The organism is Streptomyces scabichelini (genome assembly GCF_011045015.1).
GTDB classification, from domain to species: domain Bacteria; phylum Actinomycetota; class Actinomycetes; order Streptomycetales; family Streptomycetaceae; genus Streptomyces; species Streptomyces scabichelini.
In genome coordinates, this window is sequence record NZ_JAAKZY010000030.1 from 1 (window position 1) to 14,879 (window position 14,879).

Annotated in this window: 11 protein-coding genes and 2 pseudogenes; 11 read left to right on the plus strand and 2 right to left on the minus strand. The window is 69.0% G+C overall.

Translation table 11 applies throughout. The annotated features are described in order from the left end of the window. Positions 1–470 precede the first annotated feature (470 nt). Positions 471–1,142 (plus strand): response regulator, encoded by a 672-nt coding sequence (locus G5C60_RS12280; protein ID WP_165258092.1) that lies wholly within the window; start codon positions 471–473, stop codon positions 1,140–1,142. After that, the gene (locus tag G5C60_RS12285) at positions 1,139–2,257 is read left to right on the plus strand and encodes a sensor histidine kinase (protein ID WP_165258094.1); all 1,119 of its coding nucleotides are present in this window, start codon (positions 1,139–1,141) and stop codon (positions 2,255–2,257) included. The genes G5C60_RS12280 and G5C60_RS12285 overlap by 4 nt, the downstream gene beginning before the upstream one ends. Before the next feature lie 135 nt (positions 2,258–2,392). Here G5C60_RS12285 and G5C60_RS54075 read toward each other — a convergent pair. Both G5C60_RS54075 and G5C60_RS54080 read right to left on the minus strand, forming a co-directional pair. Next, a pseudogene (locus G5C60_RS54075) lies at positions 2,393–2,782 on the minus strand (aldehyde dehydrogenase family protein). 31 nt (positions 2,783–2,813) lie between these two features. Then, positions 2,814–3,095 (minus strand): annotated as a pseudogene (locus tag G5C60_RS54080) (aldehyde dehydrogenase family protein); the annotation flags it as partial. Between the two features lie 307 nt (positions 3,096–3,402). Between G5C60_RS54080 and G5C60_RS12295 the strand changes: the two are divergent. The 9 genes from G5C60_RS12295 (at position 3,403) to G5C60_RS12335 (ending at position 14,761) form a co-directional block, all read left to right on the plus strand. Beyond that, positions 3,403–5,148: a CocE/NonD family hydrolase gene (locus G5C60_RS12295; protein ID WP_206439409.1), complete on the plus strand. Its 1,746-nt coding sequence runs from the start codon at positions 3,403–3,405 to the stop codon at positions 5,146–5,148. Then, complete coding sequence (locus G5C60_RS12300; RefSeq protein WP_165258096.1) at positions 5,145–6,788, plus strand: AMP-binding protein; 1,644 nt, start codon at positions 5,145–5,147, stop codon at positions 6,786–6,788. Before G5C60_RS12295 ends, G5C60_RS12300 begins: the two co-directional genes overlap by 4 nt. Then, positions 6,785–7,579 (plus strand): enoyl-CoA hydratase-related protein, encoded by a 795-nt coding sequence (locus G5C60_RS12305; RefSeq protein ID WP_165258098.1) that lies wholly within the window; start codon positions 6,785–6,787, stop codon positions 7,577–7,579. The genes G5C60_RS12300 and G5C60_RS12305 overlap by 4 nt, the downstream gene beginning before the upstream one ends. Then, a complete protein-coding gene (locus G5C60_RS12310) occupies positions 7,576–8,337 on the plus strand; it encodes a 3-oxoacyl-ACP reductase FabG (RefSeq protein WP_165258100.1) in 762 nt (253 codons plus the stop codon). The genes G5C60_RS12305 and G5C60_RS12310 overlap by 4 nt, the downstream gene beginning before the upstream one ends. A gap of 258 nt (positions 8,338–8,595) precedes the next feature. Continuing rightward, entirely contained in the window at positions 8,596–9,273 is a 678-nt protein-coding gene (locus G5C60_RS12315; RefSeq protein WP_165258102.1) for a TetR family transcriptional regulator, read from the plus strand. A gap of 290 nt (positions 9,274–9,563) precedes the next feature. Continuing rightward, the gene (locus tag G5C60_RS12320) at positions 9,564–10,313 is read left to right on the plus strand and encodes an SDR family oxidoreductase (protein WP_165258104.1); all 750 of its coding nucleotides are present in this window, start codon (positions 9,564–9,566) and stop codon (positions 10,311–10,313) included. Positions 10,314–10,603: 290 nt separating this feature from the next. Next, positions 10,604–11,443 (plus strand): helix-turn-helix transcriptional regulator, encoded by an 840-nt coding sequence (locus G5C60_RS12325; RefSeq protein ID WP_165258106.1) that lies wholly within the window; start codon positions 10,604–10,606, stop codon positions 11,441–11,443. A gap of 364 nt (positions 11,444–11,807) precedes the next feature. Further along, on the plus strand, positions 11,808–13,262 hold the full coding sequence (locus G5C60_RS12330) for a DUF1996 domain-containing protein (RefSeq protein WP_165258108.1): 1,455 nt from the start codon (positions 11,808–11,810) through the stop codon (positions 13,260–13,262). A 278-nt stretch (positions 13,263–13,540) separates the two neighbouring features. Beyond that, a complete protein-coding gene (locus tag G5C60_RS12335; protein ID WP_165258110.1) occupies positions 13,541–14,761 on the plus strand; it encodes a metallophosphoesterase in 1,221 nt (406 codons plus the stop codon). Positions 14,762–14,879 lie beyond the last annotated feature (118 nt).

The window sequence follows — 14,879 nt, forward strand, 5'->3', positions numbered from 1 at the left end:
CTTTTTTTGTTTTTTTTTTTTAACAAGCAGAAGACGTCAGACGAGATCAGGGAGAGTCTCGTGGGCTGGGAGATTTGTATAGGAGACGGGGGCGGGGGCGGGCCGAGGTGTTACGCGAGAGTTTCGGAGCACTACCGGATCGGCGTCCAGCATCAAACCGAGATCTGTCCATGCGATAAGCGCATCAATGCAAGCGGGCGATTCCTTTTCTCGTCCGCCATGGAGGCCACCACCCTGCGTCAACTGGCGTCGTACGCGGCCGTCGCCCGGGCCGCGAGCTGCACCGCGGCCGCCGCAGAGATGCACATGTCACATCTGTGTAGAGGCTGCCGTGCCCCTGCCGACCGGAGGGCGATACCCCGCCGGGTGGCTGGAGCTGCCGCCCGACAGGCTGCGGGGACGCTCCGGAGCTTTAGGGTCGAGGCGCGGTAAGAGTCGGGCGGTGGGGACGAAGGTGAGGCGGCGGGCACGTGATCCGGGTAGTGGTGGTGGACGACGAGGCTCTGGTCCGGTCGGGTTTCGGGCTCATTCTGGGCGCGTCCGACGACATCGAGGTCGTCGCGACCGCGAGCGGCGGCGACGCCGTGGAGACCGTCCGCCGGGAGCGGCCCGACGCGGTGCTGCTGGACATCCGGATGCCGGACGTCGACGGGCTGACCGTGCTGCGCGAGCTGCGGACGATGCCGGATGCTCCCGTCGTGGCGATGCTGACGACGTTCGACGCCGACGAGTACGTCCTGACCGCGCTGCACTCCGGCGCCGCCGGTTTCCTGCTCAAGGACACCGAGCCGGAACAACTCGCCCACCTGGTACGCACCCTGGCCGCGGGCGGTGTGGTGCTGTCCCCCAAGGCGTCGCGCACCCTGCTGCACAGCCACCCCCGCACCGAGGCGGCCGTCGACAAGGAGGCGGCCCGCGTCCGGCTGCTCACCGCCCGCGAGCGCGATGTCCTCGTCCTGGTGGCGGAGGGCCTGTCGAACGCCGACATCGGGGCGCGCATCCACCTGGGTGCCGGCACTGTGAAGGATCACGTCAGCGCGATCCTCACGAAGCTGCGGGTGACCAGCCGGGTACAGGCCGCGCTGCTGGCGCAGCGGGCCGGACTGCTCGACGAGCGCCCGCAGCCGGAGGCCAGACGATGAATCGCGCACGCGCCCTGCGGGAGCGGGTGCCCGCGCCGGTCGTCGACCTCGTCCTGGTGACGGTGGCGGCCGTTGACGTATGGCTGATGTTGTGGGACGACACCCGTCCCGGCGTCGCGCTGGCCACGCTCGGCTGCGCCGCGTTGGCCTTCCGGCGCAGGTTCCCGTTCGGCGTCTTCCTGCTCACCCTGCCCATCGCGCTGATGCAGGATATCGCCGTCGCCCCGCTCGTGGCGCTGTTCACCCTGGCCGAACGCTCCCGCAACCGCCGTCTCCTGGCGGGGTGCGTCGCCCTGGCCGCCGTGGCGAGCAGCACTCCGTGGCCCCTGGCCAGTTTCTCCGAGGTCGGCCGGACCATGACGCTGATCGACTTCGTGTACAGCCTGGCCACCGCTGTCGCCCCGGTCCTCTTCGGGCAACTCCTCCAGGCACATCGGGACTTGGCGCGGCGGCTGGCGGAGATCGAGGAAGCCAGGGAGCACGAGCGGGCCCTGCACGCCCAGGCCGTGCTGGCCCGCGAACGCGCCCAGCTGGCCCGTGAGATGCACGACGTGGTCTCCCACCAGGTCAGCCTGATCGCCGTACAGGCCGGAGCGATGCAGGTCGCCGCCAAGGAGCCGAACGCCAAAGAGGCCGCCCGCACGATCCGTTCCCTGAGCGTCACCACACTCGACGAACTGCGCACCATGGTCACGCTGCTGCGCGCCTCCGGCGGCCGAGCCACCGAGCTGACTCCTCAACCCACCCTGGTCGACCTGCACAAACTCGTGGAATCAAGCGGCACTCACGCACAGCTGAAGGGTGAACTCCCGCCCACCGTGGGCACACCGGCGCAACGAGCCCTCTACCGCACGGTCCAGGAGGCGCTGACCAACGTCCGCAAGCACGCCCCCGGCGCCACGGCCTGCGTCGAGCTGTGGCAGAACGGCGACCACGTCGGAGTGACCGTCACCAACACCCCGCCCACGCGTCCCTCCCTGTCCCTCCCCGGATCACAACACGGCTTGGTCGGCCTGCGGGAACGAGCCGACATCCTGCGCGGCACCCTGGAGGCGGGCCCGACCACTGAAGGCGGCTACCGGGTGGGGCTGCGGATTCCCCTCAGCGCGGACTGAGATCGCTCAGGAGGTCGTGCTGCCTCGCACTCGGCCGGTCGGGCCGGTCGGGCTGCTCGGCCCGTCCGGCGCGGTGACGCGGAACGAAAGGTGCGCACCGCGCGACCTTCCCCCCTCTGTATCGAGTTCGCCGACTCACCGGCCGGTGGACAACTGACAGGAAGGACCCTGAACAAGTACGTGGTCACCGAGCGGGCCGTCATCAACGCACCCGTAGGCACCGGATTCACCCCGCTCACGAAGCACGGAACGGGCGACCAGGATGCGGCTGTCCGCGGCACACACCTCGCCCTGGTTGGCGAAGATTCCGACCGCCACTCCCTGCGCGGCTCCGGCCGGATCGGCGTCCCCGAAGACGATCTGAGGGCTCTTGCCGCCGAGTTTCAGGGTCGTGCGCCGAAATCACTTCGCGGCCGCCACGGCCACCTTGAATCCCGTCTCGGGGCTTCCGGTGAACGAGATCTTGTCCACCCCCGGGTGATCGAAGGGCGCCTGCGCCGTCACGGCTCCGAGCCCCGGAAGCACACTGAACGCCCCCGGCCGGGAAGCCGGCTTCCTCGATCAACGACGTGAGGAGAAGTGAGGTGAGGGGCGCGTCCTCCGGCGGCTTCAGGACGACGGCGCACCCCGCGGCGAGCGCGGGCGCGATCTTCGAGCATGCGGCTGGCGGAGAGCAGGTACGGGCCGAGGGGGGGGCATTCGCGACGAATCCCGCCCGGTCCTGGGAGCCGATCACGTGCTTGCCGAGGGTGTCGGTGACGAAGTCCTCGGTGCGGATACGGGTCTGAGTTCCGGTCAGCAGGGAGGGCACGAGTTCGACGAGGCCCAGGACCGGCACCGGTTGAGGAAGTGGACGCCGATGACCTGCTCGGGCCGCCCGGAAGCCATACCGAGCGCGACCACGTCCAGTCGTTCTGGGCGGCAGGGGTGGCGGACGAGGACGAAAGGGCGGCCATGGAGCCTCACTCCCTGACTGAAGCGGGCAGGGGACCGCGTCAGCGGTAGGCAGCCTGGCCGATGACCGGGGCGTGGATCTCGCTGGCGCCTTCGTAGGTCAGGACTACTCCGGTAATTGACAGGGTACGAACGTACCTCTTAACGTACCCAAATCCGGGACGACGCCGGCAGCTCAACGAGGAGCACCGATGCAGCACCTGTACGACATAGATGTCCAGGTTCCGATGCGTGACGGCGTAGCCCTCGCCGCCAACGTGTGGCATCCGGCCGAGGGACAGGCTGCGACCCTGCTCGTGCGCCTGCCGTACGGCAAGGACGTGATGGGCTTCGGCCAGTCAGCCATCCCCGACCTGCTGGCTCTGGTGGAGGCCGGGTACGCGCTGGTGGTGCAGGACTGCCGGGGCACCCACCGCTCGGAAGGCGAGTTCGTTCCTCATATGGCCGACCGGGCCGACGGCGAGGACACCGTCGCCTGGATCGCCGACCAGCCGTGGTCGGACGGCACGGTGGGCATGTACGGGCCGTCCTACCTCGGGATGGTCCAGTGGGAAACCGCCGTGACCGGCGCCCCCGCCCTCAAGGCGATCGCGCCGACCTTCACCTCGATCGACAACTACGAGGCGCCCTGGTACTCCGCGGGCGGTGCGCTGTCACTGAGCCTGGTCACGATGTGGAACGTCATGATGTACGCGGCCGACGCGCAGCGTTCCCTGGCGGCCGGCGAGGACACCCTGTCCCAGCTGCAGCAGCTCGGTCAGGCGGCCCTGTTCCCCGAGCCTCTCAACGAGGTGCTGCCGATGGCCGAGGTTCCGGTCCTGGCGGCGTACGGCAAGTGGTGGGACGACTGGATGGCCCACCCTTCCCACGACGGGTACTGGGACGCCATGGAGCTCACGCCCGAGCTCAAGAACGTCATGGCCCCGGCGCTCAACATCGGCGGCTGGTACGACCTCTACATCGGCCAGACCGTCCGCACCTACACCACCGCCCGTCGGCAGGCGGGCAGTGCGCAGGCGCGCGAGGGGCAACGGCTGGTCATCGGTCCGTGGGATCACATGTCCGCGAGTGGCGTCTATCCCGACCGCTCCTTCGGCCCGCTGGGCAGTGCCCAGATGATGGGCCTGACCGGCCTGCATGTGAAGTTCTTCGACCGCTGGCTCCGCGGCGACACCACCGCTCTCGACGACGTGGCGCCCGTGAAGATCTTCGTCATGGGCATCGACCAGTGGCGCGACGAGCAGGAGTGGCCGCTGCCCGACACGAGGTGGACCGACTTCCACCTGACGAGCGCCGGTCACGCCAACACAGCGGGCGGCGACGGCGTGTTGACGACCGAGCCGCCGACCGGCGCCGGGCACGACACCTACCTCTACGACCCGCGCCGCCCGGTTCCCACGGCCGGCGGGGCGTCCATGCCGACGACACCGGGATTCTGCGGCCCGGTCGACCAGCGGACCGTCGCCGCCCGCGAGGACGTCCTGTGCTTCGCCGGCCCCGTGCTCGAGGAGCCTGTCGAGGTCACCGGTCCGGTCAGCCTCACCCTGTTCGTGTCCTCCTCAGCGGTGGACACCGACTTCACCTCCAAGCTCGTCGACGTCTTCCCCGACGGCAAAGCGATCAACCTGTGCGACGGGATCCTGCGCGCCCGCTATCGAGGCGGCCTCTCCGCAGAAGAACTGATGGAGCCCGGCACGGTCTACGAGATCACCATCGACATGACGGCCACCTCCAACGTGTTCCTTCCCGGTCACCGCATCCGCGTGGACGTCTCCAGCAGCAACTTTCCGCGCTACGACCGCAACACCAACACCGGAGGCGTCATCGCCCGTGAGGGCGAGGAGCAGATGATTCCCGCGGTCAACCACATCCATCACGGGCCGAGCCACCCCAGCCGTCTGGTCCTGCCGGTCATCGACCGGAAGGACCAGGCATGAGCGCCGCCGACCGGGTCGCCGAGTTGACCGCACGATTCGCGGCTTCTTCCCTCGATGTGGCCTGGCTGCTGTGCGACCAACACCCCGCCGAACGCCCGGCGTTCACTGTTGTCGATGCCGCTGGCGGGGCTTCCACGCTCACCTACGGCGAGCTTGCCGCTGACTCGCACCGCTATGCCAGGGCGCTGCAGGGCCTTGGCGTCGGTCCGGGTGACAGGGTGTCGACCCTGATGGGCAAGAGCACCGACCTGGTCACCGTCATCCTGGCGATCTGGCGGCTCGGTGCGGTCTACGTGCCGCTGTTCACCGCGTTCGCTCCCCAGGCCATCGCCCTGCGCCTGGAAGGCTCCGGTGCGCACGTCGTGGTCGTCGACCCGGACCAGCGCCACAAACTCGACCCGGGCCCCGACATGCCGGACGACCCTCAGCGCCGTGTCGTCGTCACCGGAACCGGCACGTCGCGCGGTGACGTGTCGCTGGCCGACCTCGTCGCGGCCGCGTCGCCGGAGCCGGTGCCCGCCGTCACCACGAGCGGGGACGGACCGCTGGTGCACATGTTCACCTCCGGCACCACCGGTAAGCCCAAGGGGGTTATCCACCCCGTCTCCTACATCGCCGGATGGCAGGTCTACCTGGAGTACGGTCTCGGCGTCACCCAGGACAGCAGCTACTGGTGCGCCGCCGACCCCGGCTGGGCCTACGGGCTGTACGCGGCCATCGTCGCTCCGATGGCCGCCGGCATTCCCAGCCTGCTGCTGTCCGGCGGGTTCTCCGCCGAGACGACCTGGCGCACCCTGGTCGACCACCAGGTCACCGACTTCGCCGCCGCCCCGACGGTGTACCGGGGACTGCGCTCCTCGCCGGTGCCCGTGCCCCATGGACTGCACCTTCAACGGGCGTCCAGCGCTGGCGAGCCACTGACCCCCGAGGTCAACGAGTGGGCCGGCTCCGCGCTCGGCCTCGCCGTGCACGATCACTTCGGCCAGACCGAGGTCGGCATGCCCTTGGCCAACCACCACCATCCCGAACTCGCCCGCCCCCTCAAGGCCGGATCGATGGGCCGGCCACTGCCCGGCTGGAGCGTCACCGTCCTGGCCGACGAGAAGGACGAGCCCGCCGAACCAGGCGTGCTCGGCCGGGTCGCGATCGACGTCGCCGCCAGCCCGCTGATGACCTTCCGCGGCTACCAGATCCCAGGGCAGAGCGATGCCAAGTTCACCGCGGACGGCCGCTGGTACCTCACGGGCGACGCCGGGCGCATCGACGCCGACGGCGACTTCTTCTTCTCCTCCCGCGACGACGACGTCATCATCATGGCCGGCTACCGGATCGGGCCGTTCGAGATCGAGAGCGTCCTCGCCCAGCACCCCGCAGTCGCCGAGTGCAGTGTCATCGGCGCACCCGACGACGTCCGCGGCGAGGTCATCGAGGCGTACGTCGTCGTCCGCGACGGCCACGACGCCTCGCCGGAACTGGCCACCGAACTCCAGCTGCTGGTCAAGACCCGCTACGCCGCCCACGCCTACCCGCGCACGATCCACTTCATCGACGCCCTGCCCAAGACGCCCAGCGGCAAGACCCAGCGCTACCTGCTGCGCAATCGCCGCCGCACCGAACTTTCCAGCCGAGAGGCACAGTGACCACCGACACGGATCCCCTCATCGTCGAGCAACGCGGCCCCGTCCGGTGGCTGTGGCTCAACCGGCCGGAGCGGCGCAACGCCCTCGATATCACCCTCATCGAGGCCCTGAACAAGCAGATCACCAGCGCCGAGGCCGACCCCGGCACCGCGGTGATCGCCGTGGCGGGCAGGGGACCTAGCTTCTGTGCCGGCGGGGACTTCCACCAGTTCCTCCAGCTGCACGAGCGGGGCGAGAACCCGGTCGGCTTCCTGGCCGACGTGTCGGCCTGCTTCAGCCGCATCGCGGCCAGCCCGAAACCCTGGGTCGCCGTGCTGCACGGTCACGCCGTCGCCGGGGGCCTGGAACTCGCACTCGCCTGCGATGTCGTCGTCGCCGCCGACACCACCCTCATCGGCGACGGTCACGTCAAGCAACGGCTGGTACCGGCCGGCGGGTCAAGCGTCCGGCTGCCCGGTGCGGTCGGACGCGGACTGTCACGCTGGCTGTTGCTCACCGGCGAGCTGCTGCCCGCCACCGCCTTCGCGCACACCGGCTGGATCCACGCGATCGTGCCCGCAGCCGACCTCGACGCCACCGCCATGCGCGTCTGCCGCCAGCTGGCCGACCGCCACAGCCCCGCCCAGCAACGGCTCAAGGCGCTGCTGCACCGGATCGACGGTGCCGCCCCCGAGGACGCCCTGCGCGAGGAACTGGCCACCTTCGCCGACAACTGGACGGCCAGCTCCGTGGCCGACGCACTGCGCGCCTTCCTCGCACCTCACACCACCACGAAAGCGGACACCGAGTGAATCGCTACCACGGACGGGTCGTCGCCATCACCGGGGCCGCACAAGGGCTCGGCCTCGCCATGGCGACCCGATTCGCCGCCGAGGGCGCCCACGTCGCACTGGCCGACGTCAACGAATCGGCCCTCACCGACGCCGCCGACACCATCGTCCAGACCCACGACGACGCGAAACTGCGCACCGACGTGGTGGACGTGACCGACTCGGCCCAGGTCGATGCCTGGATCGCCGGTGTCACTGCCGATCTCGGCCGTCTCGACGTGCTGGTCAACAACGCCGGCATCATCCGCGACAACCGTGTCGAGGACATCACCGACGACGACTGGCACGCGGTCATCGACGTCAGCCTCACCGGCGGCTTCCACTGCGCCCGCGCCGCGTTCGGCCCCATGAAACGGCAGGGCTACGGACGCATCGTCAGCTTCTCCTCCATGTCATGGCGCGGGAACTTCGGCCAGACCAACTACGTGGCCGCCAAGGCCGGCATCGTCGGCATGACCCGCACCCTTGCCCTTGAGGGCGCCCGCCACGGCATCACCGCCAACGCCATCGCACCCGGCCTCATCGACACACCCATGCTCGCCTCCATGAACGGCCCGGCACGCGACAAACTCACGAACAAGATCCCGATGCGCCACACCGGCAGGCCCGAGGACATCGCCGAAGCCGCAGCCTTCCTCGCCAGCGAAGCCGCCGGCTACATCACCGGCATCGTCCTGGACGTGGACGGTGGCATCTCCATCGGATCCTCCATCCGGTAACCGCGAACCTGGCGGACGAGCAGGTGATCAGCCGCTGCATGAGCCTTCGTCGTGGTCCTCATCGATGTCGACTGCGGTCTGTTGCTGCTGCGGAAACATCGCCTGCGAGTTCCGACACCCTTGTCTGAACGTCGCTCACGGGGACAGTCCAGAGGGGTACGTTAGGCGGTACGTTAGTACCCATTTGCAAGGGTCGGCCTTCCGGCCCGGCCGACCACCCGCCGCTTCCGGCGGAGGCGCTCATGGGAGACTGCTGCGGTGACGGCCCAAACTGACTCGCGTGACCGACGCCCGCGCCGCACGGCGCGCAGACGGGTCGTCGACACACGCCGGCGGGACGAACTGCTGCGCCAGGCCGAGACGATCATCCTGACCGAAGGCTTCACCGCGGTGACCATGGATGAGCTCGCCCAGCGACTGGGGTGCTCCAAGGCGACGCTGTACAGCCTCGCCTCCACGAAGGAGCAACTGGTCCTGGCGGTCACCCGCGCCTTCTTCCGGGACGCGACAGCCGAGATCGAGGAGGCTGTCCAGGCCGAGCCCGACCCCAGGCAGCGGATCCGGGTCTATCTCGCCGGCGTCGGCACGGCCATGCGCCGGCATTCCAACGCCTTCTACGACGACATGGTGGGCTACGAACCGACGGCGCAGATCTACCGCACGAACTCCGCCGCAGCGGCGCGCCGGGTTCACGAAATGATCGAGGAGGGCGTGCAGACCGGCGCTTTCCGCGCGCTCAACGGTCATTTCGCCGCCCAGGTCGTGGCGGTCACCATCGATGCGGTCCAGTCGGGGGTCCTCCTGGAGAGGACCGGCCTGACCGCCGGCGACGCCTTCTCCGAGCTGGGGGACCTCCTGCTGGACGGGCTCAGTTCGGAGCAGGGCGCATTCGAGCCTCCTTCCACAGCTGTGCGCTCGCCCAGGGACCAGGCCTAGGCGTGGCCTAGGCGCCCAGGTAAAGCCCGGGCAAGGGGCGCACCTCGCGGATCGTCTCTGACAGGCACCCCCCATATCCAAAACGACGTGCGCGAGCCCACATCCCCGAAGGCGCCCGCTGGCCAGACATGGTGCGCAGAAGCGACACCGGATCCGCTGGGTGGGACCACTCCACCAGGCAGAGACCGCCGATCCATGGATAAGCCGTCCTCTCCCGCCCCTGCGCGGGCGCTCCTACGGTCGAGCTGCGGGCGCTCACCGGCCCGCCGTACCGAAGGAGTAAGACCCTCATGAAGATGACCGGCAACACGATCCTGATCACCGGCGGAACCTCGGGCATCGGGCTCGGTCTGGCCCTGCGTCTGCACGAGGCCGGCAACAAGGTGGTCGTCGCCGGCCGGCGCAAGGAACTCCTCGACGAGATCACGGCCGAGCACCCGGGCATCGACGCGCTCGTCCTCGATGTCGCGGACCCCGACTCGATCGCCCGGGCCCGTGAGACCGTGGCGGCGAGCCACCCGGGGCTGAACGTCCTGGTCAACAACGCCGGCATCATGCTGCGGGAGAACCTCCTGGACCCGGCCGAACTCCCGGTCGCCGAGGATCACGTCGCGACCAATCTGCTCGGCACGATCCGGATGACGTACGCCTTCCTGCCGCTGCTGGCGGGCAAGGACGACGCGGTCGTCATGAACGTCACCTCGTCGCTGGCGTTCGTCCCGTATCAGAGCACCCCGACCTACAGCGCGACCAAGGCCGCGCTGCACTCCTTCTCCGAGAGCCTGCGCATCCAGCTCGCCGGTGCTGACGCCGGCGTTCAGGTGATCGAGGTGGTCCCGCCGGGCGTGCGCACGACCCTGATGGGCCAGCAGGACAGCGACCAGTCCATGCCGTTGGACGACTTCCTCACCGAGACCTTCGACCTGCTGCGCGAGCAGCCCGACGCGAAGGAGCTGGTCGTCGAGCGCGCCCGGTTCATCCGCGACGCGCAGGCCAACGGCTCCTACGACGACGTCCTCACCATGATCAGCGGCAGCTGACCGACCCGTAACGACCGACGCGGAACAACAGCACGCGGGCGGGTACGTTGGGCGTCCTCGACGGAGGACCATCGCCGCAGGCCGTCTTCCAGGCCGTCGGCCTGCGGCGCACCGCCGACAGCCGGCGCATTTACCAGCGGCTCATGGAGCTCACGTGATCATCGGGTCGTCTCTCTGCGCGCGCCGCGGCGTCGGCCGTACGAGCGGGCTTCGCGCGGATGGGAGAGGACTGCTCAGCCATGGATCGGTGGTCCCTGGATAGCCGGGCGGGATGCGGCGAGGATGGGGGCATGGACAAGAAGGAACTGGCGGAATTCCTGCGTCACCGGCGTGAGACGCTGCGCCCCCGCGATGTCGGGCTGGTCGAAGGGCCGCGCAGGCGTACGCAGGGGCTGCGCCGCGAGGAGGTCGCGCAGCTCGCCGGCATGTCCACCGACTACTACGCCCGGCTGGAACAGCAGCGAGCTCCGCAGCCCTCCGTCCAGATCACCACGGCTCTCGCCCGGGCACTGCGGCTGACCCCGGACGAACGCGACCATCTCTTCGTCCTCATCGGCCACAACGCCCCGGCCCGCTTCCACCGCTCCGAACACGTCAGCCCGACGCTGATGCGGGTCCTGGACCGCTTGGACGACTCCCCGGCCATGGTGCAGACCGACTTGTTCGACACCCTCGCGATGAATCCGTTGGCCGTGGCGCTGCTCGGCGACCAGACCCGCCACACCGGTCTGGCCAGCAGTGGCTACTACCGCTGGTTCATGGACCCGGCCGAGCGTCTGATGGTTCCCGAGGAGGCCCGCGAACGCCACGGCCGCGCCCAGGCGGCACGCCTGCGGGCCGCGCTGACCGCCGGCAGCGACACCCCCCGAGCCGCCCGGATCCTCGCCGAACTGCAGGAACACAGCCCCGAGTTCGTCCGCATGTGGGAACTTCAAGAAGTCGCCCAACGCTACGAGGACTGCAAGACCATCCTCCATCCCGAACTCGGCCGCATCGACGTCGACGCCCAGGTTCTGTTCACCGAGAACCGCGCTCAGACCCTGGTGGTGCTGACCACTCGCCCCGGCACGGAGAGCCACAGCAAGCTCGAACTGCTCTCCGTCGTTGGGCACAAGCAGCTCACCCCTTGACGTCCTGGGCCGGGGAACAGGTCAGGGCTCGGCGCGGGAGGGCCGGCGTCCCGCAGCTGGACGAACTGCTTGCCCTTGCCGGATCCGGCGAACCATGTCGCTGGCGGCTTACCCAACCGCACGTCCAGTTCTGAGGGGCCGGGACACAGCAATGGGCCGGGAAGGCTCGACCCTCCGGAGCCCGGGAGACGTCGCCCGCCGGCGCAGAGACAGCCAGGATTAGTCCCTCATGCACTGTTTTGTGGATGGAGAATCCTATAAACCTGGGAATTCACTGAGCATTCGGCGCGCACATTCGTATCTGAGGACGTGCTCCCCCATGCCGGAAGTCCTGCCGGCTCCGGAGATGTCCTTGAGAGGCCTGATGAGACGCAACACGCGAAAAAGATCGAAGACTGCCCGCCGGGCGGTAGGCGCGGCGGCCGCACTGGCCATAGGGGCCGGTGGACTGGCGGCCGTCAACATCTACGCCTCGGCCGACGAAACCAGCGCGCCGAAGGGCACTGCCCAGAACCAGGCGCTCGCGGCCGGCACCTCCACCATCGACTGCCCCGACGTCGGCCAGCAGTTGACATCAGTGCCCGCCAAGGCGAAGGCCCAGGTCGACAAGGAACTGGCACTCCTCGACAAGCAGATATCCGAGGCATACCAGCGCCTTTCCACCTCCCAGAAGGCGATTCAGCAGGACCCCAACTTCGCCCAGAACGCGATCGTGGGCCCGCTGAAGGACAAGCGGAAGGCGACGCTCGACCGGATCACCATCGCCATCGGCCGTGTGGCAGCCAAGCCGCAGGGCCTTGACGCTTTGGCGGCCTGCACGCTCCGTACCACCGGCAACCAGCCCGCCGCCGGTCAGGGCGGCAACAACCAGGGTGGCAACAACACCAATGCCGGCGGGACCGGTAACGGTCCGGTCGCCGCTGACTTCGTGGACATCACCAAGGTGAAGTCCAATGTGCGCACGCCGGCCAAGTCGGCGAAGGCTTCAAAGGGTGTCTTCGTCAGCAAGTGCGGGGTGAACGCCAACAAGCTGTACAACAGCGACAACGTCATCGTCGCGCCCGGTGTCACCAACGGCGCACACCACGTGCACGATTACGTCGGCAACCAGGACAACGACGCCTTCTCGAGCAACCAGGACTTCGCCAAGGCCGGGACCAGCTGCCAGAACAAGGGCGACAAGTCTTCCTACTACTGGCCGGTGCTGCGCCTCCAGGATGGCACCAAGGAGTTCGACGCCGACAAGCAGGGCGGCGGCGCCGAGGGCAACACGGGCCGGATTCTGACGGCCAAGAAGGCCACCTTGAACTTCGTGGGCAGCCCCCGCGGCAAGGTGGTGGCGATGCCCCAGTTCCTGCGCATCATCACCGGTGACGCCAAGGCGTTCGTCAACGGCACGGCCAACGCCAATGCCTCATGGAGCTGCACCGGCTTCGAGAACAAGGTGCAGTTGAAGGACAAGTACCCCCTCTGCCCGTCAGGCAGCGACGTGGTGCGCACCTTCAAGTTCCAGAGCTGCTGGGACGGTACGAACATCGACAGCGCCAACCACCGTACGCACGTGGCCTTCGCCGACGCGGGCGGCAACTGCCCGACCGGCTTCAAGGCCATTCCCCAGTTGGTGCAGCGTCTGGTGTACGACGTGGACGCGCCCAGCGTCAAGGACAACGGCAAGACCCGGCCGTTCTTCTCGCTGGACAGCTTCCCCGAACAGCAGCACAAGCCGGTCACCGACCACGGTGACTTCATCAACGTCTTCGACGCAAAGCTGATGAACAAGGCGGTCCAGTGCATCAACACCGGACGTAAGTGCAGCTGAGTCCGAGTACCGAGCGGTGGGCGTCGCGCTGACGACGCCCACCGCCATGAACGGAATCCATGAACGGAATGCCGGCGGGACCGCCACGTCCGAGGCGTCAAGCGGGCAGCGCACCCCGGATCCGCTGGAACCCCACCCAGGCAGCCGCATTCCTGCGGCACAACCACTCCAGAACCCTTCGCCCCGCGGGGTCGCCCCCCCCGTGAACGCCGGTCCGGTCGGCCCGAGGGCGGTTGGATACAGTGCGCGAGACGGCAGCCTGGTCAGGGAGGGCAAGCGTGACCGACACCAGCGACACCCGACTCGCCGACAGCGAGGTGCAAGCTCCGCGGCGGAGTCGCCTGCTCCGCCTGATGCGCTACCTCCCGCTGATCGCCCCCGTCCTGCTGTGGGCCGTGCCCTGCTGGGTGCTCCTGCACGCCGGCCAGCACTGGCCGCTGCCCGTCACGCTGGCCGGCACCGCCCTGTTCGCCCTCGGCCTCATAGGTATGCCGCTCGCGATGGCGCGCGGCCACGGCCGGCGCCAGCAGGACCGGGCGGCGATCGTCGGTGACACCCTGCTGGGCGCCGGCTGGGTCGTGTTCACCTGGTCCGTTCTGCTCGGCGTCCTCCTGCGGCTCGCCCTGAGCGTGGCCGGCGTCGGCGAGAGCCAGGACCGGGCCCGCATCGTCACCTGGGCCGTCCTGGGCATCACCGCCGTACTGCTCACCTGGGGGTACGCCGAGGCCCGCCGCGTGCCGCGCGTGCGCCGCCTCGACGTACCACTCCCGCGGCTGGGTGCCGGGCTGGACGGCACCCGCGTCGTCCTGATCACCGACACCCACTACGGCCCGCTCGATCGCGCCCGCTGGTCGGCACGGGTGTGCGAGACGGTGAACACGCTGGAAGCCGACCTGGTCTGCCACACCGGCGACATCGCGGACGGCACGGCCGAACGCCGCCGCGCCCAGGCTGCCCCACTGGCCACCGTGCAAGCCACCCGGGCCCGGGTCTACGTCACCGGCAACCACGAGTACTACAGCCAGGCCCAGGGCTGGGTCGACCTGATGGACGAACTGGGCTGGGAGCCGCTGCGCAACCGCCATCTGCTGCTCGAACGCGGCGGCGACACCCTCGTGGTCGCCGGCGTGGACGACGTCACCGCCGAATCCTCCGGCCTGCCAGGCCACCGCGCCCACCTCGCCGGAGCCCTGAACGGCGCCGACCCCGACCACCCTGTCCTGCTCCTGGCCCACCAGCCCAAGTTCGTCGACCAGGCGGCAGCCGACGGCATCGACCTCCAACTCTCCGGCCACACCCACGGCGGCCAGATCTGGCCCTTCCACCACCTGGTCCGCATCGACCAGCCCGCCCTCGCCGGCCTCAGCCACCACGGCACCCGCACCCTCCTCTACACCAGCCGCGGCACCGGCTTCTGGGGCCCACCGTTCCGCATCTTCGCCCCCAGCGAGATCACCCTGCTCGTACTCCGCTCCCCCCACCCGCCCACCTCGCCCTAGCACCGGACCGGCCAACACATCCGCTCGGAGCAGTCCAGGAGTTGAAGCAGCCCACGAGCCGAGGGGCGCGGCGTCGACAGATGACCAGCCCCGCCTCACCGAGGACAAAATCCGGACC